Annotated in this window: 22 protein-coding genes; all 22 read right to left on the bottom strand. The window is 49.5% G+C overall.

Annotation, left to right across the window (positions count from 1 at the left end):
• Positions 1-3 precede the first annotated feature (3 nt).
• Positions 4-1059 (bottom strand): ABC transporter permease, encoded by a 1056-nt coding sequence (locus tag AC0VZ8_RS01880; protein WP_216534982.1) that lies wholly within the window; start codon positions 1057-1059, stop codon positions 4-6.
• A complete protein-coding gene (locus tag AC0VZ8_RS01875; RefSeq protein ID WP_260066836.1) occupies positions 1052-2584 on the bottom strand; it encodes an ABC transporter ATP-binding protein in 1533 nt (510 codons plus the stop codon). Before AC0VZ8_RS01875 ends, AC0VZ8_RS01880 begins: the two co-directional genes overlap by 8 nt.
• Positions 2585-2981: 397 nt before the next feature.
• On the bottom strand, positions 2982-4094 hold the full coding sequence (locus AC0VZ8_RS01870; RefSeq protein WP_216534984.1) for a BMP family lipoprotein: 1113 nt from the start codon (positions 4092-4094) through the stop codon (positions 2982-2984).
• Positions 4095-4471: 377 nt separating this feature from the next.
• On the bottom strand, positions 4472-4660 hold the full coding sequence (locus tag AC0VZ8_RS01865; RefSeq protein ID WP_220686864.1) for a hypothetical protein: 189 nt from the start codon (positions 4658-4660) through the stop codon (positions 4472-4474).
• Positions 4661-5036: 376 nt separating this feature from the next.
• The gene (locus tag AC0VZ8_RS01860) at positions 5037-7937 is read right to left on the bottom strand and encodes a DUF4855 domain-containing protein (RefSeq protein WP_475485865.1); all 2901 of its coding nucleotides are present in this window, start codon (positions 7935-7937) and stop codon (positions 5037-5039) included.
• A gap of 310 nt (positions 7938-8247) precedes the next feature.
• Positions 8248-9792, bottom strand: coding sequence for an extracellular solute-binding protein (locus AC0VZ8_RS01855; RefSeq protein WP_475485864.1), 1545 nt, complete (start codon positions 9790-9792; stop codon positions 8248-8250).
• 108 nt (positions 9793-9900) lie between these two features.
• On the bottom strand, positions 9901-10767 hold the full coding sequence (locus AC0VZ8_RS01850) for a carbohydrate ABC transporter permease (protein ID WP_475485863.1): 867 nt from the start codon (positions 10765-10767) through the stop codon (positions 9901-9903).
• Positions 10768-10952: 185 nt separating this feature from the next.
• The gene (locus AC0VZ8_RS01845) at positions 10953-11888 is read right to left on the bottom strand and encodes an ABC transporter permease (RefSeq protein ID WP_113059096.1); all 936 of its coding nucleotides are present in this window, start codon (positions 11886-11888) and stop codon (positions 10953-10955) included.
• 174 nt (positions 11889-12062) lie between these two features.
• Positions 12063-14288, bottom strand: coding sequence for an AraC family transcriptional regulator (locus AC0VZ8_RS01840; protein WP_475485862.1), 2226 nt, complete (start codon positions 14286-14288; stop codon positions 12063-12065).
• Between the two features lie 361 nt (positions 14289-14649).
• Positions 14650-15699 (bottom strand): SPFH domain-containing protein, encoded by a 1050-nt coding sequence (locus AC0VZ8_RS01835; RefSeq protein ID WP_475485861.1) that lies wholly within the window; start codon positions 15697-15699, stop codon positions 14650-14652.
• A gap of 21 nt (positions 15700-15720) precedes the next feature.
• A complete protein-coding gene (locus AC0VZ8_RS01830; RefSeq protein WP_475485860.1) occupies positions 15721-16509 on the bottom strand; it encodes a TPM domain-containing protein in 789 nt (262 codons plus the stop codon).
• On the bottom strand, positions 16506-17537 hold the full coding sequence (locus AC0VZ8_RS01825; RefSeq protein ID WP_475485859.1) for a TFIIB-type zinc ribbon-containing protein: 1032 nt from the start codon (positions 17535-17537) through the stop codon (positions 16506-16508). Before AC0VZ8_RS01825 ends, AC0VZ8_RS01830 begins: the two co-directional genes overlap by 4 nt.
• A gap of 27 nt (positions 17538-17564) precedes the next feature.
• Positions 17565-18269: a PspA/IM30 family protein gene (locus AC0VZ8_RS01820; RefSeq protein WP_475487629.1), complete on the bottom strand. Its 705-nt coding sequence runs from the start codon at positions 18267-18269 to the stop codon at positions 17565-17567.
• A gap of 158 nt (positions 18270-18427) precedes the next feature.
• Positions 18428-18886 (bottom strand): Hsp20/alpha crystallin family protein, encoded by a 459-nt coding sequence (locus AC0VZ8_RS01815; RefSeq protein WP_475487628.1) that lies wholly within the window; start codon positions 18884-18886, stop codon positions 18428-18430.
• Between the two features lie 348 nt (positions 18887-19234).
• Complete coding sequence (locus AC0VZ8_RS01810) at positions 19235-19462, bottom strand: DNA-binding protein (protein WP_475485858.1); 228 nt, start codon at positions 19460-19462, stop codon at positions 19235-19237.
• A 67-nt stretch (positions 19463-19529) separates the two neighbouring features.
• Positions 19530-19772: a cold-shock protein gene (locus AC0VZ8_RS01805; protein ID WP_071219234.1), complete on the bottom strand. Its 243-nt coding sequence runs from the start codon at positions 19770-19772 to the stop codon at positions 19530-19532.
• 100 nt (positions 19773-19872) lie between these two features.
• Positions 19873-20073, bottom strand: a complete 201-nt coding sequence (locus AC0VZ8_RS01800; protein ID WP_006207692.1) for a cold-shock protein — start codon at positions 20071-20073, stop codon at positions 19873-19875.
• Positions 20074-20471: 398 nt separating this feature from the next.
• Positions 20472-22277, bottom strand: a complete 1806-nt coding sequence (locus AC0VZ8_RS01795) for an ABC transporter ATP-binding protein (protein ID WP_475485857.1) — start codon at positions 22275-22277, stop codon at positions 20472-20474.
• On the bottom strand, positions 22274-22777 hold the full coding sequence (locus AC0VZ8_RS01790) for a lasso peptide biosynthesis B2 protein (protein ID WP_475485856.1): 504 nt from the start codon (positions 22775-22777) through the stop codon (positions 22274-22276). The genes AC0VZ8_RS01795 and AC0VZ8_RS01790 overlap by 4 nt, the downstream gene beginning before the upstream one ends.
• Before the next feature lie 2 nt (positions 22778-22779).
• On the bottom strand, positions 22780-23070 hold the full coding sequence (locus AC0VZ8_RS01785; RefSeq protein WP_071219237.1) for a lasso peptide biosynthesis PqqD family chaperone: 291 nt from the start codon (positions 23068-23070) through the stop codon (positions 22780-22782).
• Between the two features lie 107 nt (positions 23071-23177).
• A complete protein-coding gene (locus AC0VZ8_RS01780) occupies positions 23178-24350 on the bottom strand; it encodes a nucleotidyltransferase domain-containing protein (RefSeq protein WP_475485855.1) in 1173 nt (390 codons plus the stop codon).
• A gap of 23 nt (positions 24351-24373) precedes the next feature.
• Complete coding sequence (locus tag AC0VZ8_RS01775; protein ID WP_475485854.1) at positions 24374-25711, bottom strand: UDP-glucose dehydrogenase family protein; 1338 nt, start codon at positions 25709-25711, stop codon at positions 24374-24376.
• Positions 25712-25744 lie beyond the last annotated feature (33 nt).

Raw genomic sequence — 25744 nt, 5'->3', positions numbered from 1 at the left:
TCCTTACTCCCCCTGCTTTTTATTAGCCGCGCGACGCAGCTTCAATTTACGGTATAGTCGTTCGATCAAGATGCTGGTTGCCGCAAAATAGATAATGATAGCGATGATCGAATCGGCGATTTCCGGCGGAATCTCCGTCATGGCATTCATAAACCCTCTGCCCGAGTAGAGAATCCCGAAGAACAGTGCCGATACCAAAACACCGATAGGTGCGTTGATTCCGAGCAGAGCGACGGCAATCCCGTCAAATCCCTGGCTCGGCAGAATGCCGATCTGCATGCTGGAGGCATTCCCCGCATACTGTGCAACTCCCGCGAGGCCCGCGAGGCCGCCGGAGATGAACATGGACAGCACGATGCTGCGTTTGACAGCGATACCCGCATATTCGGAAGCGTGCCGGTTGAATCCGACCGCCTTCAATTCGTATCCAAGCGTTGTTTTGTTAATAAGGAAAGCGACGACCAGAACAGCAATGACCGCGATAAAAAAGCCCAGATTGACATAAGAACCTTGGAACATATCGCTGAGCCACTGCTGATGCAGCATGGCTTCCGGCGGAAGCTGACGCGATTCCGTCTCCAGACTCGCCCCTTTGAAGTAACCCGGAATGACATAATAAACGGTCCAGTAGGCGGTCCAGTTCATCATGATCGTGGATACGACCTCATGCACGTTATATTTAGCCTTCAGGAAACCGGGGACAACCGCCCATAGCGCACCGCCGATAAACCCGACCAGTACCATGATCAACAGGAGCAGAGCCCGCGGCAGGTCCAGCGAGAGGCCGACAGCCGTCGCGCAAAAGCCACCGAACAGCATCTGGCCCGCGGCACCGATATTAAACAGTCCGGTACGGAAGGCAAAGGCCACGGACAAACCGGTCAAAATAAGCGGAGTCGCCGTCGCCAGCGTATTTCCGATCCGCTCCGGGTTCTTGAGTCCACCCTGGATGAGATACTTATACCCTTCTACCGGATTATGTCCGGTCAGCGCCATAAGCAGTGCCCCCGCAATGAGTCCGAACAGGACGGCAAGCAACGATTTTACGCTGTTATTCATGTGGTGCCTCCTCTTTTTGATACCCGGCCATCATCAGTCCGAGCTCTCTTTCGTTCGTTTCGGAGGTTTTAACGATACCTACCAGTTCACCGTTATTGATAACGGCAATGCGGTCCGACAAATTCAGCACTTCATCAAGCTCCAGGGAAACCAGTAGAACGGCTTTCCCCTTGTCCCGCTGTTCGATCAGACGACGGTGAATATATTCAATCGAGCCTACGTCAAGGCCCCGGGTCGGCTGAACGGCAATAAGCAGATCCGGATCGCGCTCTACCTCACGGCCGATGATCGCTTTTTGCTGGTTACCGCCGGACATCGAACGCACGATCGACCGGCCGCCCGTTCCGGAACGCACATCAAAGCTCTGTATGATATGCTCCGCATGCTTGCGGATCGCTGCCGGCTGCAGCAGCCCGTTCTTGGAATACGGTGGGCGGTTGTACACCTCGAGGATCAAATTCTCTTCAATCGTATAATCCAGCACGAGTCCCCTCTTTTGACGGTCCTCCGGAATGTGGCCGATTCCGCTTTCATTCCGTTGACGGACAGATAGACCGTTGAGTGTTTTACCATTCAAGCTCACCGTTCCGCTCTCGGCCTCGCGAAGTCCGGTAATGGCTTCGATCAGTTCCGATTGACCGTTACCATCCACGCCTGCAATACCCACAATCTCCCCGGCATGCAGGTCCAGACTAAAGCCTTTGAGCGCATCGACTTTCTTGCTGTTCTTGACCGTAAGCGATTTAATCTCGAGAACGGTCTTGCCCGGGCGACTCTCCTGCTTGTCCACCTTAAAGGAGACGCTGCGGCCCACCATCATTTCGGCCATAGCCTCGCGGCTCGTGTCTGCCACTTCAACGGTGCCGATGGTCTTGCCTCGGCGGATGACGGTGCAACGGTCCGCAACCGCTTTAATTTCTTTCAATTTATGGGTGATCAGAATGATCGATTTGCCTTCATTGACCAGGTTTTTCATAATGCCCTGCAGATCTTCGATTTCCTGAGGGGTCAGCACCGCGGTCGGCTCGTCGAATATGAGCACTTCCGCGTCGCGGTACAGCATTTTGAGAATTTCCACTCTCTGCTGCATCCCGACCGAGATATCCTCGATTTTGGCATAAGGGTCTACATTGAGGCCGTATCGCTTGGACAACTCCTCGACCCGTTTGGCAGCCGATCTCACATCCAAGCCGAAGAAGTACTTGCGCGTCTCGCTGCCCAGAATAATATTCTCGGTCACGGTAAACGGCTCGACCAATTTAAAATGCTGATGCACCATCCCGATTCCGAGTTTGTTCGCGACATTCGGATTCGAGATCCGCACGTCCTTGCCGTTGACTTTGATTACGCCACGGTCAGGCTGATACATGCCAAACAGGATACTCATCAGGGTGGACTTGCCTGCCCCGTTCTCACCGAGCAGCGCATGAATCTCGCCTTTCTTCAGCCGAATCGTAATATCGTCATTAGCTACGATCCCGGGAAATTCCTTGCGGATGCCCACCATCTCGACAACATAGTCCATGGTTTTGGGTCCTCTCCTTCTTTTGTGTTGAATATCTTCCTGTGCATAAATTGCTTTAAAAAAACGCGGATCGACTCACTTCCAAACAGCCAGAACGCAGTTACATAGATTGAATTCTACATTCCATATCAGGATGCAATCGCTTGCGCCGGTGATACGGTCTGATACCTAAAATAGCTCCACAAAGTGGAGCCTATGCTTCGATGCTTGTTCCAAATACTTTGCGGGGGCCCCAAAACATATAAATGCGATTACAGAATTGCTTACGCTTCACTGAAATAACCTATAAATTCTAATACCTTAAAAAAAGACGGAGGGAATCCGTCTTTTTTTTCATGCGGTATCGCTGCTTTTCAAGTAAGTCTATCCACGTTGTAGATGACCTTGGTATCTTGGATTACTTAATCAAATCGCCTTGCTCAGCGGCTACTTTAATTTCGCCGGCTTTGATTTTGCCAAACACTTCGTCCACTTGCTTAAGAACGTCATCGCTCAGGTTCGGGTTCTTCTCAGGAAGGCCAACGCCGTCATTAGTTGCGTCCAGCGTAAGTGTCTGTCCGCCTGGGAATTTACCTTCCATTTCAGCTTTGATCATATCGTAAGCCGCATGGTCGATTTTCTTCACGGCCGAAGTCAGGACAACGGATTTGTCGCCTTCATAAACGCCATCTTGATACTGGTCAACGTCTACGCCAACGATCCATACTTCAGATCCGTTCTGTACGCGAGTCTTCGCTTCGTTAATCGCACCAACGCCCACGCCGCCTGCTGCTGCGAAGATCACGTTCACGCCGCGATCATACATTTGAGCCGCCAATTGGCTGCCTGCTGCAACATCGTCAAAAGATCCTTGGTAGACAACGTTCTCTTTGTTAATGACCAGTTTCGTGCCGAGATTCTCGTTGGCATAAGCTACACCCTGCTGGAAGCCCCAGTTGAACTTTTGTACAGGAGGGATTTCCATGCCGCCGATAAATCCAGCTTGTCCATCCTTCACATGAAGCGCAGTCGCTACGCCAGCCAGGAAGCCGGACTCTTGCTCAGCGAAGAAGATGGATACGGTATTTTCCTTAACTACCGGTGTTGCGCCCTCTTCCCCGGAATGAGGTGTTCCATCGATAATTACGAATTTAGCATCTTTATACTTGTCTTGTGCTTTAAATACGGCTGTTTCAAATTTGAAGCCTGGGGTTACAATGAACTTGAATCCGGCATCATACAGGTTCCCGATCTCTTTTGAATAGTCGGCTTCTGTCGTTCCGGCCGGCTTCAGGTATTTATACTCCATTTTGAAGTCCTCGTTGGCCTTCACGATACCTTCATATGTTCCTTGGTTAAACGACTTGTCATCAATGGTTCCTGCGTCCGTAACCATCCCTACCTTGAAGTTTGCCTTAGGTGCGTCGCCGCCTGCGCCGCCGCTTGGTTCCGACGCCGGTTTGTCGCCGCAACCTGCCAGCATTGTGACAGATAACGCCAAACTGATTAAAGATATGACCCCTTTTTTCATTAAGGATAACCCTCCTAGGTATATATGCCCGAATACTAGATTCGCGCTATTTACAATATATTAATAAAACAGACCCTTTTCAACATAAATTTGGGTGAATCTGTCAAGCTGCATCTGTGCCGCGGTGAAACGTTTAAGACATGTTTTATACCAAATCTAGTAGGGATAGGAAACCGCAGATTGCGTGGCGTTGATAACACGGTTTTTATAGATAACACGGGGGTTACAGTGGGTGTGATAAGTCAAGCGCGCAAGTGATCAGATCCTTCCATCAGGAAAAAAATAACTGCGCTTTATGAAAAGAAAGCACCTCGGCAAGGTGCTTACAAACATGCTGATTATTTCGATGAATGCTATGAATGATTATTCATCATTATTCATTTACGACGGGACTTCATCATGCGATTATACGTAATTAATCCGGCAATAATCATGGCGACAACACCCAAACTGCTTGCCGACTCCGGCGTCATGCCAAATACTCCCGCCAAATTCGTAACCAAACTGTTCGTAAGCAGCGCTACCGCAATTAGCATAATTGGCCGCCACACGTTATACCTTCTCATCCTCGCAACACCCCCAAGCCAGATTTACAGCATTATAAGAACCCCAAATGACTAAGATCACCTAATCTATTAGAAGCATTATACCATGAATAAGTATGCGTTTACATTAATCTCCTTCATTATATTAGATGTGTTCATTAACATCGAGATGCGTCACATATTCCTCATGCGCTCATCAATATCGATTCAAAGTAAAAACCACGGTCACAACGTGGACATCTCGCGCTGCGACCATGGCATATTTTACGAAACATTAGTTATCATGTATCAGTATGGAACGGCAGAATTTTGTCATGAAATGCCCTCAGCCTAAGTCAACTTCTCAGAAAACAGGCCATACGCCATCGAAATCTGAGCTCATGCTGGACATAACTCATCAGTCCTTTTTATTGTATTCGAATGAGATCTTAACGGGATCCGACATTCCTTCCATAGACAGATAGGCGTCGCAGGCTCCCTTTAAATTGCCGGTAAGCTTGATCGTGAATTGGAAACTTCCCGTTTCCGTACTGGTCGTCTGGCCTTCGTACCGAACTTTCCCTTTCGAATCGAGTATTTTCAAATTCACTTGGGACTGGCTGCCGTTCACGACCAGACCCTCGATCGTCAATTTCTTCGCAGCGGCATCCACCACGGCTTTTGCTCCGTCGATTGTAGCGTCGCCCCCCGCATCGCCGTCAATGCCGAGAACTTCGATTTCATCAAGAAAGACCCAGACGTTGACCGGGAATTCGACTTTCACGTAGCGGGCAGACACTTTATCGGCTCCCGCTTTCCCCGGCACGCCGTCTGTTATCCCGCTCCAGCCCACGAACTCGGCCGAGGCAGCATCCTGTGCCGGTGGCGGAGAAACGGTTGCCAGCGTACTCCAGGATTCGCCGTCAGATGAAACGGAAAAAGTGACGTTCTGAGGGAAATAGATGCCGGGTCCTTTATCTTGAAGAAAATGGGCTCTAATTGCCCCGATCGATTTGTTGCCGCCCAAATCAAATGTGATGGTGCGGCTTCGTTCGTCAGGGTAGTCGCTTCCCGCATGGGCCTGCCACTGCTCGGTGCGGTAATCCGTCCCGCCGAATCGGCCGTCCGTAAGTTCGTTCCCGGAGTCGGGATAGTTGCTGTTAGGAGGCAGCGAAACCGTGTAATTTTTTCCAAGAACCAGATTGCTGAGTCCCCCTCCGTCAGACCAGGTTTGAATGAGAACTTGGGCGTAGGAATCAAGCACCGTTGCGGCCGGGACCGAAATCAACCCTTGCGCTTGGACGGCCGGGTCGTGAATGTGCGCGAGAAAATCCTGCATATACGTCACGGCTTCTTTCGGCTTGTTATCGTCCAAAAGAAGCTTGATGGTCTGCAATCGATACGTCAAATCATTACCAAAAGCCGGCTTGATTTCGTTCGATGCGACATAACGCTGTACAACCTCCGCCATCGTCTCCGGCGCCGGGCTGCTATCGATGGCGTACGTTCCGTTCAAATACTGGTACAGCCAGTCATACATTAAACGTAAATCGGGATCCTTGCTTACCCCTAAGTTGTATACTGCATTATTGCCTTGATAGTGAGCTCTGAAGCCATTTTGCATCAGACCGGATCTGACGCCGCTGTCCAAGTATTCGACAAAACGCTGACGAAGTACGGGATCTGTCAGCATTCCGTCATCAAATTCAACTTCGTTCCCCATTCCGTATCGCTTTGCAGTATCCGTAGCATCGTCCAGACGGTCGGAATCCATTCCGCCGAAGAAATAGTTAGGCTGAAGCGCCGCGGCATCGAACCCTACGTCTTTCCACATAAACATTTTGTAAGCATAGGAGTGTGGAATCCAGAAAACCTTCATGTTCATGGCGTGCACTTTATCCGACACCATGCGAGCTATGTCCGGTCCCGATTCGGATATGTCGATTTGTTCCGGCATCCAGTACATCCCGACAAGCTCAAGATTAGAGTAATTGGCAGCCTGCCATCTTTGCCGGGTCTGGTCCAGCCACCACTGCACCGCTTTTCCTCTGTTTTCAGACGCTTTTTCTTTGCCTACGACGGAGTCGTTGAAATTTAAGGAACCGCTACCGTCAATGTCGCCAAAATCGGTTAAGGATTCCCCTGGATTCGGAATCATTAACACAACCTTGACTTGATGATCGGGCTGTTTCAGCTTGGCCCCAACTTCCTTGGCAGCCTCATTCAACTGCTGCATATCGCCCGTGGCTGCAAATGTTTTATCCAAATACCATTTCCAATCGTCCAGGTTCGTTTGTCCCTGACCGAAATCGCGGCCGGCAGGCGAAGCAATCCCGAGATATAGAACGCCGTCATAAAGCCAATCGACCGGCTCGCCGTCTTTATTTACATAACTGATATTAGGGATAATCCGTTCCTTATTCCAATCGCCCAAACCATTCGCATATTGTCCGTTATACAGCAGATTCAGATTCCGGATCCCAGCCGTAGCTTCCCCCGGCTCCAAAAAACGAGGCTGCTCGGCAGGAACCTTTACCGCCCCTTCAATCTTGCCGTCCATACCCATAATTTCGATTTCGTCAATGTATTCCCACTGTGTAGGATGCATATAAAAGGTCACCTTCACATAACGGGCATAAGCCAGCTTGCCTTCCGTATTCCCGCCTTTGATTCCATCCCGGCTGCCATCCCATTCAAAGGTCTCCTGTCTGGGCGGTCCTTCTCCCCACAGAAGCTGCGTAGCGTTATGGGAAAGCAGCCCCCAATTTTCCTTATCGTCGGAGACATACATCGATACCGACAGCGGCACGAGAATCGAATTCGTAGGAAAATCTTGAAAGAAATTGGCCGTGATCTTTCCAATTGACTTTTTCTCACCGAGATCGAACACAACTTCGCGAGCCTTTCCGCGCAGATGCCCTACCCATGCCGGGTCGTTCATATCCAATGCGCCGTATTTTCCGTCCGTAAGCTTGTATCCGTCATCGGGATGCGAAGCTTCCGGAGCTTCAGACCATTCATACGGAAGGCCTGCCGCGAGATTGCGAAATTGCTTCTCCCGCACTGCCGAAGATGCTGCCGCTTGATTTTCGTCTATTGCTTGTGGTGCCTGTTCCGCTGCCGGTTCACCAGCATCCGTCAGTTGATCTAGTTCGACCTGTGGATGACCTGTATCCTTTCCTGCTTCCATCTGGTTTGCACCTGCCGCCTGCAGGATGGTCACATCCGGAACAAGCGATTTCGCCTGAACCGCAAAGAGCGGAGACAGTAGTAATGCCGCTGCCATTAATCCGGATAACCATTTTTTAGTCAAATTCATTAAGGCCAGCTCCTTTTCTTTATTCTCGAGTACAGAAATATCAAGAACCTTTAAACCCTTATTTCTGTTCCGGTTGAACGCTAGATTTTAATCCCCCCTTTCGCGAAATCTGATATAAGCAAGCAGCAAAGCGTATAAGATCGGCTTCCTCCGGAAGAGGAAGCCGTCACCGCCGCATCCAGTGCCGCAAGCGGTGCGGAGGTTCCATTGGCAACAGCAATAGTACAGCGCAGCCAAACACTCCGCACTTCGGGCGATCTGAAGAATGGATTAGCAAACTTCGGTTTATCCGTGTTCAAGTGATTCTGTTCTATTTCCCCTTCGTCGCCAGGAACTCGTCAATTTGCTTTTGCAGTTCCTGCTGAATTTTTTTGAGGGCAGGGCCGGCTTCCGCTTCAAATTTCTTCAATGTCTCGTCCGGATCGATAACCCCGTTGAACAGCGCCGTGTAGTATTGCCCATCGACTGTATTGTACTGGCTGACCTCGTTTTGCACCGGGGTACTGTCAAATTCGAAGCCGGCCAAAATATCGGTCGTGAACATGTCGGCATCCTTAAGCACAGCGTTCAACTCCTCATTTTCGCCCTTCACATCACTCCGCTCATCGACGGGATTCCACAGCCAAACATAGCCGAAAGCAGAGTAGCCGGATGTATCCAGGGTTTTCATTTTGTCGTCGCCTACCGCTTCCCAATGCTTCCCTTCGATTCCGTAAGAAAGCAGGTCGTAGTTTTCCTTCTCATTCGCCCAGTTCAGGAACATAATCGCCCGCTCCTTATTCTTGCTTACCTTCGGAACGGCCAGAAAGTTCCACTGTTTGAAGTCGGTGATGTTCGCGCCCTTCTCCGGATTAAAGAAGGTGACCGTCTCCAGCTCGCTGTCCGGCACATTGTTCTTTAACGTGTTCTTGAGGGAATCGCCGATGCCGAACGCGCCGTTCGTGACGATTGCCACTTTGCCTGCCGAGATCGGCTGATGAAAATCTTTTGTCGTCAAAATGTCCTTGAAAATCAGACCGTCAGTAAACCATTTGCGCGTGTTCGCCAGCCACGTTCCGATCGGCTCCCGATCCTCCAGCAAATTGTAAACTTTGCCGTCATTGTTCTTGTAATAGAGCATCAGGCTGTTGCCCAGGGCGTGGGTCGGTCTGACATGGGTTTCGTAATCGTTCAACGCATGGTGGGCGACAAATGAATAAGTGCCGGAGCCTGCGGTCATCGGGATGATGCCTTTCTCCTGCTCTTTCACCTTGTAGGCGAAAGCGATCAAATCTTCATAGGTTTTAATCGGCGCTACGCCGAGCTTCTCGCGAATATCTTTGCGCACCATGTAGGAATTGCCGGACATGTAGCTGACGCCGAGCGGAACGGCCATAATTTTGCCGCCGTATTTGTTATAGTCCCACATTTGCTGCGGCCGTTTCTCCAGCACCGTTTGGCCGTACTGGGCCAACAGGTCATCCAGCGGTTCATAGAATCCGTTTGCAATCATCTGATTGATGTGCAGCCATGGCGCATCGAAAATGAGATCGATGTTTTCGCCGGAAGCAAGCGTTACCTGTGTCTTTTGCGCCAGATCGGACCAGGGTACAAAGACGACGTCGAGTTTGACGTTGATCGTATCCTTCATTCGCTTTTCTGCTTCAGCGATGACCAAATCCATATCCGACGGCCGATCGCCGGGAATCATGATTTTCAAGGTCACCTCTTCAAGTTTGGCGTCACCGCCGGCGCTGTCTCCGGTTTGACCCGACGCTCCGGGCGTCTTCCCTTCCCCTTCGTTCTTGCCCGAACAACCTGCAATCGCGATGAGCGCGACCAATAACACAAGCGCGATGGACAATAATCTTTTCATGGTTCCTTCCCCCTGAATCAATAATAGAGAAAATAGGCGGATGAGCCGGTTCGAAAACCGCAGCGCTCGAAAGCTCGAACCGGCCAAACGCGCTTCCCGCTTGTCGTTCTACCCTTTTACCGAACCAAGCGTCAAACCTTTTATAAAGAAGCGCTGGATGAACGGATAGACGAACACGATCGGGCCGATGGTAACACAGACGATTGCCAGCTGCATGCCATAGGTCGGCACGACGACGTTGTACTGCGTCTGGCTCCCGCTCACATAAGCCATAACATTCAAATTGGACATAAGCTGGCGGATCATCATCTGCAGCGGCAGCATTTTGTGATTGTCGATAAACAGCAATGACAAGTACCAGTCGTTCCAATATTGCAGCGCGTAAAACAGGCTCACCGTGGCGATAACAGGCAGCGCAATCGGCCAGATGATGCGAAAGAAAATATAGAGATCATTGGCGCCGTCCACAGTCGCAGCTTCATTCAATTCATACGGCAGCGTCCGGTAGTAAGAGACAAGAATGAAGGCATAGAACGGATTAAGCAGATAGGGCAAAATGAGCGCCCACACCGAGTCTTTCAGATGCAGCCAGTTGGCGATCAGCATGTAAAAGCCGACCAGTCCTGCGCCGAACAGCATCGTCAGGAAGGTTAGAAACGATAAAATATGGCGGTACTTCACTTTCCGGTGGCTCAGCGTGTATGCATAGGCAGCTGTCAAGAGGACGCCCAGCGCCGTGCCGGTGATCGTCACGATAATCGTAATGCCGTAGCTTAGAAACACCTGCTTGCCGGAAAGCAAAAATTTGTACGCATGGAGGCTGAATTTGCTCGGCAGCAACTGGTACCCCGCCGTCTGCAGAAGCGATTCATCGGCGAACGAGTTGATGAACACAATCCAGAACGGAATGAAGCAAAACAGCGCAAAAGCGCCCAGTACCGCGTACATCAAAACAAGAAACAACCGTTCTCTCACTTCGATCACACCTTAACTGGTTGGGACTGAAGCAAAGGGCCGGTTCGGAACTGGAGAAACGCAAGTGGTCGCCTTTGTTCCCGAATCGAATCCGCTTAACGAGCTTATACGATCATATCGATTCGGGAACAACAGCGATCGAAAAGCCCGAATCCGGCCTCATGCCAACTCGCCCAACCTTCCTTTTAGAATAGTCTTGAATCCGCGTCCACCTTGCGCGCGATCGCATTGAAGATCAGAATCGTGACAAGCCCCATGCAGGACTGGTACACGACAACGGCGGCGGACATGCTGAAGTTCCCCAGCTGCCTCAGCGCACGAAACGCATACGTATCGATGACATCTGTCGTTGGAAAGAGTATGCCGTTGTCTCCGATGATTGCGTAAATCATGCCGAAATCGCCGTAGAAAATACGGCCAATGCCAAGCAGCGCCAATATCATCACGGTCGGCCGCATCAACGGCAGCGTTATGTAGAGCATCTGCTGCATCCGGCTCGCGCCTTCTATACGAGCGCTCTCGTAATATTCCGAGGAGATGCCCGTAATGACGGCCAAAAAAATAATGGAATTATAGCCGGCAATCTTCCAGGCGCTAATAACGGTTAAGATATACGGCCATACGCCAGGCGTCAAATACCAGTCCACTCCTTCGTAGCCAAGGGCGGCAAGCGCGCGGTTAATGAGCCCCTCGGATGTGCTGAATAGCGTCAACGTCATCATGCTGACGACAAGCCAAGAAATGAAATACGGTAAAAAAATAAACGATTGCGTGATTCGCTTGAACAGCCTGTTACGGATTTCGTTCAGAAAGATAGCGAGCACGACCGCGCTGCCAAGACCGGTTACGAGAAACAGTGCATTCAGGAAAACGGTATTCAGCGTCACCCGCAGCCAGTCTTTCCCATTGAAGAAAAACTCGAAGTTTTTAAATCCGACCCATTCGCTCCCCCATATTCCATCGGATAGCCGGTAATCCTGGAAGGCGAGCAGATGCCCAGCCATGGGCATATACGCAAATACGACCAGAAACGCAATGCCGGGCAGCGCTAGCAAGTATAAATACCGGTTCCGCGACAGCTCGCGCACAAACGACCCGCCGAACCTTCTACGTCGCTCCAAATAGCGTCCCTCCTTTCTTGTGCGGCTTGCAGGATTCGAACGGAGCCATCGTAGCATTCACGGCTGCTGCCTGCCTAGTTCTCATTGGCCGGATTCGGTTCTCGCGCGGCCGATTCGCGAGCGTTCGGCCGGTTGTTATTGGTCTGGCCGGTTCTCAATCGCCCGCTGACCTTTCTAATTCGCAGAGTTCCCGGCTATCTGCCGCGTCCGCTCCATCCGCTCGCCCGCCTTGCTGTCGCGGTATTGGCTTGGCGTCATGCCGGTCGCTTTTTTAAATGCGGTGAAAAAGTGGCTTTTGGTCTGAAAACCGGACTGCTCTGCAATTTCGGTAATCTGCATGCTGGTCTGCTCCAGCAGTTCCTTAACCTTCCCGAGCCGCTCGTTCAAGATGAAATTCGATAGAGGCATGCCATAATGTTCGTGAAACAGCTGCCGGACGTATTTGGCCGACAAAGCGATATGGTCAGCAATATCGTCTACCGACAGCATCGGGTCATGGGTGTGATAACGGACGTACTCGATAATTTCTCCAATCAGCTTTTCCTTGCGATTGAATCCCTTTTGGTCGCCAAGCTGCCGGATCATCCGCGCGGTCTCTTCCTTCAGCCATTCACGGACCTCGGTAAGCGTGGTGAACTGCCTCAAGTGGCGCTCAATCCCTTCAACACTCTGGATCGACATCACTTTGCTGAACGACTTGACGATCGCAAACAGAAGCAGCTTCAGTTGGAATTGGCACTCGGTATATTTCATCGTCTGCAGGCGCGTGAACACCTCGTCCAGCATGGCCAGCACCTTCTCCTCTTTGCCGCTTCGAATCGTCTGGATCAAGCTTTCATGCACAGCGGAGTCGATCGGCGCCTGTAAATCGGCATACCGTTCAAAGTCTTGTTCGACGTAGATTTTGTCATCACCGCTGACAAACTTGAATAATGTCAGTTCGTTCATATCGTCGTATACTTGGCGTAAATCGTCATGTACGCGCCGCGCTTCGCTTTCGGCGATCGTCACGTCCAGCTTTATGTAACGGCTGACCTGACGGCTAAACTCCTTTAGCTCTTTGGTCAACTCGGGATCAGGGAGGGAACTGGCCGTGCCAACCAGCACGACCAGATGGTCAGTCCCAAAATCGACCACCTCGATCGGCCGTTCAACTGTGCCGAGCAGCTCCTCTGCGATATTGCCAATTGCATACTTGAGCAGCTTGCGAGAGGAGAAATCATACCGCTCGGATATCTCGTAATAGGAATCGATCTTGATAACAGCCAACCGAAGCCACTCATAGTCAAGCAGGCATGATTCGCGCGCAATCGCCGCTCTGGCGCCATCGCTCAGCCTGCCCTGCAGCAGCCATTGCCGCAAATATTCGGTCTTGATCAGCGGATAATGATCGCGAAGCATAACGACGCCCTGCTCGATAACGCCGTAATCGTTCTCCCCCTTCACGCCCAGCTTCCGCTGCAGTTGATCCGCCAGCCGGCGGAATGGCCCGACGAAACGGCGCGAATTCCAATAGGCGACCAGGAGCAGCGCCAATAGCAGCAAGAGCGAGCAGACGATGATGACTGTTTTGAACGCCCCGGCCTTTTCTCGGAATTGCTTCATTTCAGTGACAGATATAATGGTCCACTCCGGCGATCCCATCCGCGCATAGTTGACGAACGCTTTCCCGCCGGCGCTGTTCATCTCGAATGATCCCCGCTTCTGCCCCGTCTGGATGTTATCGATGCTCTCTTCGAGCCGACCATCCCCTTCGCCCAGAATCAATCTTCCTCGATCATCCACGATCGAAAGCAGCGTATCCGCCCTTCCGTCGCCTGAGATCAAATGCTGCTGCAGCTCCTTCTTGTTGAACAGGACGACAAGATACCCGTCGCGGTTTTTCTGTACAGGAGTCGAAGGAAGCTGAAGCGCCAAATACGAGTTATTTCCTATCTGATGATTAAAATAGCGGAGGAATGTACCGGGATTGCGCTCAATCCGCTGCAGCATCGGCTGATCGGCAAATTCCTCGAATGAAAGCAATCCGACTTTGGAGTCGATCACCTCACGTTTACGCACGCTAAATAAGTAAGCGGTTTCAATATAAGGCTCGTTAGATAAATATTTAGTTAACACCCTCATCGTGCTTGCATTTTGCAGCAGATTGTCGGCGGAAGCATACATCCAGTTTTGAACGGAACGGTCTTCGTACATGGTCAGGCTGTACCATTTCAGCTTGGCCAGGATGTACTCGACCCGTTCCGCCATTTCATCGATGCGGTCCTGATTGAACGTCCCCATCTGGGAATAAGCGAAATGAGAAAATCGGTTAGCCAGAAACAACGAGAACGGTATGATGGTGATTGCAAAAAAGATGCCGCTTATCACAAATATGCGCCAGGATGTCGATCTGAACATAGTATCCCCCTGTCTCCTTTCGTCTTTAAGAGTTCTCTTACGACCGATATGCCCTATCATAATGCACCCCTTTCCCATTTGCCTAGTTCTCATTTGTCCGTCAAGTTCTAATTCTCCGGATTCGCGCTGCAGCACCTTCCTTCCTGCCTGCGGAAAGGTAAATACATATCTAGATAACGGATACAGCGTACATAACAGAACAGCACCCTCCGCTTTATGAGCGAGGAGTGCTGTCTTGATGGTCAATTCACATTCAATAGAAGAAACCGACCATTTGTTTCATTCTAACCGTGACCGTGACATCAATTTGATGTCAAATCCCAAAGTTGCGCATCTATCTATTCATGCTGCTGAACTCAACTCAACTCAGCTTCTGCCCACAATTCGGACAGAAGTTCGCCCCTTCATTCTTCGCGCCGCAGTTCGGGCAGAAGTTGGGCTTTTTGTTTCCTTCAGAAGGGGATGCGGAAGCAGGAGCGGCTGGCTCCTGCTCGGCCGGAGGTTGTTGGCTTTGATTCGGGTTGTCCCGGTTCTGATTGTTCTGGTTTGGATTATTCTGATTCTGGTTCTGATTCATATTTTTCATCATTTCATTAGCCATGTTCATCCCCATCATCATGCCGGCCATATCCGAAGCCGCACCGCCGCCTTGCACCTTGCCGGATGCGATCCCATCCGTCATGCTCACCTGCTGGTATTTTTGCAGATTGCCGATCATTTCATGGGAAGCCGTTTTGGTGATCATATCCTGAATTTCCTTCGGATAATTGAAGCTCATCACCTGAAAGCCGGTGATCGTGATCCCGTTGTCCATCACTTCCATGTCGAGGTCTTCTTGAATTCCTCTCGCGATATCGGAGGCGTTCGCCTGCAGATTGAACATGTCCTTGCCTTCGCGGCTGATCCATTTCATTAACAATTGATCGAGCACCGAAGTGATCCGTATCTTAACGTCCTCAACTAAGTAGCTTTCTTTCATCCCGGCTATTTTGTCGATCAGCGTCACATAATCATTCACTTTAAAATTGAACGTGCCGTTGGCACGGATCGGCATACCGCCCGGAAGCTGAGGCGTCGGAATGAGGATCGGATTCTGCGTCCCCCATCGGACGGTGAATTCCTTCGTGTTAACGAACAGGACTTCTACGCGCATCCCACTGTTAAATCCGAATTTAAATCCCTTTAAAGTAGAAAGGAACGGAATGATATCCGAGTCGATGTTATATACGCCTTCATCCTCAAAAATCCCCTCGATCTTGCCGTTATTGACAAAAATCGCGTCCTGACCGGAGCGGATGACCAGCTTGCTCCCTTTTTTAATCTCCCGGTTGCTCCATTTCCAGAAAATCATATCGTCTCTAAACTCTTCCCATTCCACGACATTAGAGAATTGGTTCTTGAAAAATCCCATCGATGTTATCCATCCCTTCCCTTAAAATTTCCCGCTGCTGCTGCTATGCGAATGGCCGCCACTGCTGACGCCGCCTCCGCCTCCGCCGCCCGAGCCGCTGCTCGTGTTGCGCTCGATCTTCTGCTTCGTTACCGTTGTTCTAATATAACGGTCCTCTTGGTTCAGTATCCTCGATGTGCTGGTATCCTCATAAGTTCGACGATCGACCGTCACCCGTCCGCCGGAACGGTATGCCATGACACCCACGGCGATCGCGCCGATGGCAGCTGCAGCTCCCAGCTGAAACCAAATGTTAAACAGGACATTATCGGGGTTCACGCCAGGCTCAAAGCCCATATACCGATGAGCGGTTTTGATATATTTTTCAAAAGCCTGCTTATAATCGCCTCTAGACAAGTCCGGCGTAATCTTGTTGCGTATTTTGGTCAACCTACCAGCGTCCAGATACTTCTCAGCCTTATAATAACCTTCCAAATGAACATCTCGGGTATCCAGTACTATGGTCAAAATGGCGGTATTGCCGTGCCGCCTGTCATACCCGGGTGCATACTCATCGTAAAAATTTTCCGTCCATGTCTCATAATCGTCATTCTCGACACGGTCAACCGTAAGGATCATAAAGTCCGTTTCGCGTTCGGCACCGTATTCATTCGCCATTGCATTCAGCTCATCTCGTTCTTCCGGACTGAGCAGATTGGCTTCATCAAAGATCAAAGGCTTATCATCTGCAGCGTTGACCATCAAGGCCGGAACCATCAGGTAGGCAATCAGGAAGAACAGAACAGCCCCTACTACATATCGTCTTCTCACAGGAAACCTCCTCCCATCGCCCAGGAGATCAGCTTCAATGACAGTAACGACACGCCTGAAATGCCTGCAAACCACGCAGCCACTTTTGCTTTGCTAATCGGCGGCTTGCCGACCACTTTTCCCGTCTGGCCATTCATCGCAAAGGTATGCTCCGATTTATTGTAATCATAATGCACCATCCATACCGGAAGAAGGACATAATCGGCCCGCTTCAAGGTGGTATCGATCTGCTTGTTGGTATAATTTACGGTTGTGTATCCTGACACCGCGGACGAAATATACGAATCAATGTAGGAGCTGATCTTATCCTTGGCCCGTGGAAGGAGCTGCTCTTCATCATGGCTGTATTTTTCGGCAATATACCCGGCGAGATAAGGCGTCTTGAATTCCTTCAGCTGCTGATAGGGAAAAGGCTCCAGCTTATCCATCAGCTCATCGTTCATTTTCTCCGAAGCATCGATCGGCACCTTCACATAGTTCAAGCGAATCTTCCGGTAGATATCGAAATGCTGGGTCTCCGTGTACTGGTAATCTCCCTGCGTGTAGGTTCTCACCTTGGTGCCGTGTCCATGAACTTCAACCCGATTATGTAACTCGTATAGCCAAAAGGGCACATAGATCCCGGTAATCTCCTTGATCCGGTTCGCTGTCATAAATCCGCTTGGCGTCAAAAGGCCGTTCCTGCACCATTTCTTGAAAGCCTTCATCGCTTCTTCCTTGGTAATCGAGAACGGAATGACCATGACCGGAGCCAGCTCGCCGCTCAACCGGTCGCTGAGCACGACGGCCGATCCGCAGAAGCTGCAGGTCGTGGCGCTGGTCTCCGGCTCTGTCACGATCACGGCTCCGCAGCTGTTGCAATGGTACTCCTTTACCTCGTCTTCCGCGAACACCTGCTTCTTCAGCGGGTCGGGGATTTCCTCGATGTTGTCTTTTCTTCCGCAGCTGGGGCAAGACAACATTCCTGTATCGCCGTCAAAAACCATGCTGCTGCCGCAGTTCGGACATTTGTATTCGATAACCGGCATTTCCTCACCTCGATAACAATGAAATGATTACTCCTTCTTGTTCAGCTTGTCTTTGATTGCTTCCAGTTCATCCTGGGCAGAGGAAGTCTCCATTGGAGCGGCTCCGTCCTTCTCCATATTCTTCTCCAATTCAGCGATCAGATCGTCCAGATTGTCTTCCTTCGCTCCGGCGCGAAGCTCGGCCAGGGCCAGCGCTTCATCCAAGGCACGGTTTGCCTTCTCCTCCATCGTGTTGAATGCCGCATTCGCACCGCCCGAGGATGCATGGCCGGCGTTTATATTCTGCTGGACTTTGGCAGCCGTCATCTTCCCTTTCATCTCCGCATAGCGAGCTTCCAGCTGACTCATGTCCGACACCAGTTTATCCTGCATTTGTTTCATCCTGACGGCGTTTGCGGAAGCCGATTCGTAGGCTGCCTGCAGTTCGCTCAGCTTCTCGGCCTGAGCCGCTTTTCGCTCCAGGAACTTCAGGGCATCGCCTTCATTTCCCGCCTCCACGGCCTTCTCCGCATATCGCTGCAGCTTCTTGATCTCGCTACTACACTCATCAAGCGCCCGCTTCGCTCTTCGCTCATCCGAGAGCACGGAAGCCGTCTCCGCTTTCACCTTACCCAAGTCCCTATTCAAGCTGCGCATATAAGTGTCAACTGTTTTCTCCGGATCTTCCGTCCGATCCAACAGCGCAATCACATTCACCTTCATAACATCCTTAAACCTCGATAAGATTCCCACCATGAGTGTCCCCCTCGAAAAGTTTACATTTAAACTATAATACCCTATATACCGACAAAAGGTTTCAATTGCCGAAATTCGATGGAATATATGTAAATTTATTGCTATGGAAAAACAAAAAAAATACCCTCCGACCTAATGATCGGAGGGTGTATATATTAGATATCATCCCGAATCTGGATACGCTTCTTACCGGGATTCGGCTGTTTCGGTATGTCAAGCTTAAGGACTCCATCCTTCAGGGAAGCGGCAATTTGGTCCTCGGCTATGTTCTGCACGTAAAATCTGCGCACATACTCGCCATAACGGCGTTCCTTCCGGACGATCTGCTGCTTCGTATCCTCTACGCTGTGATCTTCCTTGCGAACGGCTTTGATCGTTAAGTAAGGGTCAGCGTAGCTGATTTCGATGTCGTCTTTTTGAAAGCCTGGAAGCTCCGCCTCAACCAGATAAGCGCGCTCCGTCTCTTTAACGTCTGTTTTGAAAGACATCATCGAACCTTTGAACGGTGCAAACACCTCATCTTGAAACGCATCGTTAAAGACATCGTGAAATGACTTCACCAACTGTCCGAAGGCATCCTCTCTGCGCTTTCCAAATGGCATCAAATCAAACATCATAGATTTCCCCTTTCTTATTTGACCTTGTTTGACCTTACGCCTTTATTATATGCCTTGCACGCATTAATGCCAAAACCGATTATGAAGAAATCAGGACTAAAATAGCGTATTTTCAGCCGATTTTTTGAATGAATGGGTTTCGATCTTTCGATTTGACCTTTTTTGACTTTTAGACTGTATTGTTTCTACCGGCATCAAGCATCCCGGATTGTGGCGAATCATGGGGTCATGAAAAAGGCACCCTAAGGGGTGCCTTCACATTATATATATGGGAGACTGAGGAAAGTCGATACGTCATGAAAGTGCCTCGACACCGTCTTTTGCGAGAGCAGCAAACAGTTGAGGTTATCGTTTATTCACAATATGATCGATTTCACTTTTCAACAAAAGGTATCGATGCACGCTTCTCATGATTGGAACTTTGGTCAGCTTATTCTGATCGACATAGCTTTTCATTTGATCTTTGGACAAACCTAATAATTGACCTGCCTCAGAAACGGTTAATACTTCTTCATTACTGGTTGCATTAAACGTTCTTTTCACCTTTAAATTCCAATCTTCGAACACCTGCATGAGATCTCAACCTTTCTTTAACGCAACGAATAAAACAAAATGGTTAAGGAGCCGTAAGAGCTGCTCCCTACGATTTGGTATCCTTGCGCTGATTCTTACGGTAAAGCTTAATCTGCTGATCCGACGAAACAAGGATCGGTAGAATTTTGTTGCTGCTGACCATGGACGACGCGCACTGTGAACAAATGGGAACTTCCTTGAACGAGAAGCTATCTCGAATCCAACCGTTACACCCTTCCTTCGTACAAGACCAGATCGCGGTCATCTCTTCCGGCAGATTTTCCAGTGGTTTATTCCAAGAATAAGACAATGAACTTCCCCCTTTAGCTACATTTTTAACGCCTTCATGCTGCTTGAGCTCTATTATAAAAAAAACCCCAAACGGTACGTTTGGGGATCTTTTCACGAATCTACAGTTTTACAACGTTCTCAGCTTGCTGTCCGCGGTTGCCTTGAACTACGTTAAATTCAACACGTTGTCCTTCATCAAGCGACTTGAAGCCGTCGCCAGTGATTGCACTAAAGTGTACGAATACGTCTTCGCCACCTTCAACCTCGATGAAACCAAAGCCTTTTTCTGCGTTAAACCATTTTACTGTTCCTGTTTGCATAGAAACACCTCCTAAATTTATATGATTTTCTCATTTTTGGTTAAAAAACAAAAAATTCACATATTGCACAAGGTTCCTAATCAAAATAATAACCCTCTGCAATATGTGAATCTCAGGTCAAAATCCCAATAAACTTATTATACCCCAACCGATCTAAAATAGCAAACGTCTTATTTCTAAGGGCGCAATCCAAAAAAAGACATGGATAAAATACATTTAAACGATGCCCGCTAATGGGGAGATTGATGAGAAGGCCGGTAGTCAGTTTAATCTGCTAGCTAGGGACATGTTTACGCAAAAAAAAGGCCATTCCCCGGCAGAATACCGGGAAATGGCCGAAGATTGCAACATTAAACACGTATTGTGAATCCAGCATTGTTATGCGATCCCATCAGAGGTTACATCTGAGCACCTGTCTGATAACTGAGCAGCTGCCGGAAGGTGCCTTTGTGATCCTGGGACAGCTGCTGATAACCTCCCTGCTGGATAACCCGCCCTTGCTCCATCACGATGACCTGATCCGCATGGCGAATGGTGGACAGCCGGTGAGCGATCACGATGATCGTCATGCTCCCTTTCAGCTGTTCCAACGCTTCCTGAATCCGCTGCTCATTCTCACTGTCGAGCGCGCTTGTCGCTTCGTCCAACACCAGAATCGAAGGCTTTTTCAAGATAGCTCTGGCCAGCACAATCCGCTGACGTTCTCCCCCGGACAAGCGGATACCTCGGTCACCGATGACGGTATCGAGGCCTAACGGAAGCCCGTGCACGAATTCATCGGAGGCTGAAAACCTCAGCGCTTCCCACAGCTCGTTATCCGTGGCATCGGGAGCAACCAGCTTCAGGTTATCCCGAATGCTCTCATTGAACAGAAAAGGATCCTGCGCCACATATCCGATCCCCCCTCGGAGCGACATCAGCTGACGTTCGTCCTCCATGGAAACGCCGTCCACAAGAACCTGCCCGCTCTCCGGTTGGATCAGTCCCATAAGAAGATCGATAAGCGTGCTCTTGCCCGCGCCTGATTTGCCGACGATGGCCGTCATGCGATTGGCCGGAATATGTAAGTTGATATCTCGTAAAGCATAGACGGGGCTAGAGGCATCGTACCGATAGTCTACATGACGACAATCGATTCCACGCTGCAGCTGAAGTCGATCACCGCCTGTCATCGGAACCGATTCGGCAATTTCCCTGTCTTCCTCGTATTCCGCTTGCAGCTCGCGAATCGCCCGGAAGGCCGGGAAATTCGACACGAGCTGCTCGGTGCTCGATTGAATGCTGATAAATCTAGGCCATAGGCGCGAAAAAATAATAACGATCATCAGCAACTGCTCGGCAGGCGTACGCAGCACTTCCAGCGCCAAATACACAAATCCGGCTACCAGCAAGACGGACGAGAGCCGATAAATCAGCTGGGACAAAGAATTGATTTTGCCAAATTGGATGAAGTTATGCTCCATCTTTCGCGACAGCCTGTCAAACCAGTTCATATGAAACGGCTCCAACCGATTGCTCTTGATATCCTTGATGCCGTTGAAATGTTCGCTGATGCCCGCAAAATAATATTTCGACAGCTCTGTCGTCTGCTCGCCGATCCGCTTCGAGCGCCGGATAAATCTGCGTCCGAACAGGGCAAGGAGCCCTCCGCTCATCAGAACGATGAGGGTCAACATCGGAGCCAGCCATAAGGCAAGCCCGATCTGAATAACCGTGAACAAAAAAGACGAGATCATCTGCAAGAACAGGAACGTGCCCTGATTCACGCGCCCGAGCTCATTAGTCATGACATGGTTAAAATCCGACCTGCGGTGGCGCAGGAAAAATTCCCATTTGGCATGCAGCAACCCCTGATACGTTTCCATGCGCAGTTTACGAATGAAGCGCTGCAATATTTTTGCATTTAACAGGTTCTGGCTGCGCTGCAGCAAGGCCTGCCCGCCAACAATCACAACATAGAGGGCCAGCACCATCGGCAAATTGAGCTGCAATGACCATGAACCCGCAAGGTCCATCAAGGTTGAGACGAGCGGCACCCCGCTCAAATCGGTCTCGAATACGCCAATGACCCCGAGAAGCGGGACGATCAAATAGATGCCGATGCCGTCCAGAACACTGATGACCAGAATCATACCCATGTTGAGGTAGAGCTTAAACCCAGCCATCCCGCGCATTTTACGGATAAAATAAAAGAGATCCTTCAATGTAAAAACTCCTTATCGGATGACCGCTTCAAGTTCAAATCTCCGGCCCTCGTATCCTTACCGAATATCCCGACGACGGCATATCGTTCGTGCCCTTCCTTACCCGTGACGATATAAGAACCACTGCGGAGCCAGGCGTGTGCCGCCATTTGTCCCTGATCGTCCCGACCGCTCCCCAGATATAGCGTACTCGGAATCCCTCTTCGCTCCAGCATCTTCATCGCTGCAACGGCTTTAACCAGGCACTGGCTTTCCCACCATGTGACACGGCTCATGGTATGGACGGCTCTTGAGATTTGGCGGACAAGCGAAAGCTCCTGCTCCGTATAGCCAACATACGGCGTCTCCTTCATATGTTCTCCCAGAGAAGGAGATACCTTTTGAAAAGGAAACAGCTTAAACACTCTCCCCCAGGCCAGATAAACATAAGCTTCTGCCAACATCAGCTTCATGCTAACAGGATAAGACATGAATCGGCGTGCTTTCCGGTAAAGGCTCATTGCTATTTATCCACCTGAACAAGGCCTTCCGTGGCTAACTGCTTGAGAAATAATCGGACCTGCTGCTCACAGAGCTCCGGCTCGATTTCATACTCCATCACCAATTGATCCACCATATTGGAGATCGTAACGGGAGACGAAATAAGTTCCCATATCCGCCCGCCAATCCGTCCCAGGTTATAATACTTGCCGTTTTCGATGCTCAGCATTACCTTCTCGCCATCCATATCACTGACCAGGAAACCTTCGGATTGCACAACGAGCGCGTCTGTCGTGATTAATTCCGTACTCATGAATAGAACCCCCTTTTTTCAGCTGTATAAGTTGGCTTGAGCAATATTCTGATGCTACTCGCTTCTACCAAATGAATTCGATCCAAGTTAATAGCGATAATGCACCCTTAAATCGACGGTTGTTTCATACGCCGCCAGAACCAGAGAAATGGCCGAAGCGGATAATACAGAAAATGCAGTGACTTTGGTAATGGCAGCACCGAAGCGTCCCGCGAATTAGGCAGAAACTTATTCAATATATACAAAACTTTCTGTTTTCTCGTCATTAACGAGAAAAGGTAACGGTTATATCGCCATGCCACGCTTTTCTCCGGCACTGGGTTCAATTTGACGATCCTTTTAATATAGTAGAGAGCGCTTTGTGCAAGGCGATGGGCTTTGGAGTTCATCGTCAATACAGTCAACTCCTGCGGAATGTCAACTGAGAACAATCGCGACAAGAGAACGAAAGCCTGCCCTACATATTGCTGTCCCCCATATCGTTCAAAGTGAGCTCTCATATCGTTGCTGCTTATGATCGGAAGCAGCCTTGCAATATCCATCAGCCAACGCAGCCGGAACCAACCATGCCTGGCACCATGGTCGGCCAGATAGCTTAGCAAATCCTCATTGCCCAGATAATGATAAATCTGATGCGACAGCATTACATCATTCCTGCGCTCCCACAATAAATCAAAAGAAAATGACTTGTCATAATGAGGATTTAATCGCCAGTGAACTTCGATCTGTGTCGAATGGTTTTTATGCTCATAGGACAAGTGATGGCTTGTTTTCTTCCAATTTTCCAATATACGTTCATCCTGCAACTCGTACCCAAGCTGCCCCAACACCCGTTCAACTCTCTCCACGTCATCCGCATCCACCAAGATATCCAAATCCTTCGAAGTCCTGTGTGCCAGATCCCCGTAGAGCTGCGTGGCTAGTATTGGGCCTTTAAGCAAAAGTGTACGCACCCCATTATCCTTGAGCGCCTCGCAAAGCTGACTCATCTCCCTGCTTAAATGCAGCATTTTCATCACGTTGTTATGATAATGCTGCTGGAGGGATGCCATAATCTCGGGAGGAATTAGTGATGCATCCATCCCTTTAAGTTGCAGATATACAAGCGGATAAACGCGGTGGTGCAGCGCGAGTCTCATGAACATTTTCCAATCGATATCCGATGCATATTGCTTAACGAGTATTTCATCATAGGCGTTATTGCGGAGAAGATAGAGTAAAAAAGATAGTTCCTTTGAGATATCGCTCAGGTCCAGCTTAACGTCCTCTTGAAGATTCAAGTCACTCACTCCAAAATAATTGATCATAGCAAGAGTGCAGGCACTTGCTCTCTCACGCCTTTATTCATGCCTGGCCGACCGATCGAGTAATAGACAAGCTTCGTTCTAGCCAATTGTTCTTCATTATATATATTGCGGCCGTCGATCAGGTACGGCGATTTCAGCCAACTCTCGATATCGGATAACGAAACCTTCTGAAATTCATTCCATTCCGTTAAAATACAAAGAGCATCCGCTTGCCAAACCGCTTCCCGGGCATTTCGGCAGTAAGTAATCCCGTCGATATCATAATTTCTCTTGAAATTATCAGTGGCAACAGGATCGTATACCTTCACCTTTGCTCCTCGCTCCATTAGTTCCGTAATAATTTCGTATGCCGGCGAATCACGGACATCATCGGTTTCAGGCTTAAAAGCCAATCCCCAAATTCCAATCGTTCTGTTCGCCAGATCACCCATCAAGGACACCAATTTGCGAATAATGTTAAGGCGTTGGTCTCGATTGACTTCAACGACGGACTTCAAAAGCTTGAAGTCATAATCCATTTGTCCGGCGATTTGAATGAGAGCCTGCGTGTCTTTAGGAAAGCAGGAGCCGCCATAACCAATACCCGCTTTCAAAAAAGAGGAGCCAATGCGCTTGTCATAACCCATACCATAGGCTACTTTCGTCACATCGGCCCCAACCCGCTCACAGATATTCGCAATTTCATTGATAAAGGAAATCTTTGTAGCAAGAAAAGCATTAGAGGCATATTTAATCATTTCAGCGCTGCGAATGTCTGTTATGATCATATTTTCCGTTAAAGGTTTGTGCAATTTAATAAGCTGCTCCTCTGCTCTCTTGCTGTCCGTTCCAATAATGATACGGTCAGGATTCATGGTGTCTGAAACCGCCGTGCCTTCCCGCAGGAACTCAGGTACGGAAGCAATATCAAAAGTTTCATGCGTGTGTTGCGCAATGATTTCTCTGATTTTTTCATTCGTTCCTACCGGGACAGTGCTCTTCGTTACAATAATCTTATAGCCGTTCATCGCCTGCCCGATCTCTTGGGCCGCTGTCTCGATATAACTCAGGTTAGCTTGCCCATTAGGCATGGATGGGGTACCTACTGCAATGATAATAATGTCTGATTGCTTTACCGAAGCAGTCATATCGGTGGTAAAACTTAAATTGCCCGCTTCCATATTAACGGTTAATAATGACTGAAGGCCAGGCTCGTAGATGGGAACTTCTCCTCGCTGAAGCTGTTCAATCTTAGACTTTATTTTATCTACACAGATGACCTCGTTCCCAAGCTCGGAGAAACATATGCCTGAGACCAAACCAACATAACCGGTACCAATAACGGTGATTTTCACTTTTTTCACTCCTCTGAGAGTGGATTTCATTCA

Source organism: Paenibacillus sp. QJM3NY_38, assembly GCF_056173265.1.
The sequence above is the reverse complement of the archived record's forward strand: the minus strand, read 5'-3'. Positions and strand labels throughout refer to the sequence as shown.

Bases quoted from the DNA above. Each gene is read 5' to 3' on its own strand.
- AC0VZ8_RS01840 (WP_475485862.1), bottom strand. From the start codon at position 14,288: ATGTTCAGATCGACATCCTGGCGCATATTTGTGATAAGCGGCATCTTT.
- AC0VZ8_RS01815 (WP_475487628.1), bottom strand. From the start codon at position 18,886: ATGTTTGATTTGATGCCATTTGGAAAGCGCAGAGAGGATGCCTTCGGA.
- AC0VZ8_RS01810 (WP_475485858.1), bottom strand. From the start codon at position 19,462: ATGCAGGTGTTCGAAGATTGGAATTTAAAGGTGAAAAGAACGTTTAAT.
- AC0VZ8_RS01790 (WP_475485856.1), bottom strand. From the start codon at position 22,777: ATGAGCCTTTACCGGAAAGCACGCCGATTCATGTCTTATCCTGTTAGC.
- AC0VZ8_RS01855 (WP_475485864.1), bottom strand. From the start codon at position 9,792: ATGAAAAGATTATTGTCCATCGCGCTTGTGTTATTGGTCGCGCTCATC.
- AC0VZ8_RS01860 (WP_475485865.1), bottom strand. From the start codon at position 7,937: ATGAATTTGACTAAAAAATGGTTATCCGGATTAATGGCAGCGGCATTA.
- AC0VZ8_RS01875 (WP_260066836.1), bottom strand. From the start codon at position 2,584: ATGGACTATGTTGTCGAGATGGTGGGCATCCGCAAGGAATTTCCCGGG.
- AC0VZ8_RS01785 (WP_071219237.1), bottom strand. From the start codon at position 23,070: ATGAGTACGGAATTAATCACGACAGACGCGCTCGTTGTGCAATCCGAA.
- AC0VZ8_RS01835 (WP_475485861.1), bottom strand. From the start codon at position 15,699: ATGGGATTTTTCAAGAACCAATTCTCTAATGTCGTGGAATGGGAAGAG.
- AC0VZ8_RS01880 (WP_216534982.1), bottom strand. From the start codon at position 1,059: ATGAATAACAGCGTAAAATCGTTGCTTGCCGTCCTGTTCGGACTCATT.
- AC0VZ8_RS01800 (WP_006207692.1), bottom strand. From the start codon at position 20,073: ATGCAAACAGGAACAGTAAAATGGTTTAACGCAGAAAAAGGCTTTGGT.
- AC0VZ8_RS01870 (WP_216534984.1), bottom strand. From the start codon at position 4,094: ATGAAAAAAGGGGTCATATCTTTAATCAGTTTGGCGTTATCTGTCACA.
- AC0VZ8_RS01825 (WP_475485859.1), bottom strand. From the start codon at position 17,537: ATGCCGGTTATCGAATACAAATGTCCGAACTGCGGCAGCAGCATGGTT.
- AC0VZ8_RS01865 (WP_220686864.1), bottom strand. From the start codon at position 4,660: ATGAGAAGGTATAACGTGTGGCGGCCAATTATGCTAATTGCGGTAGCG.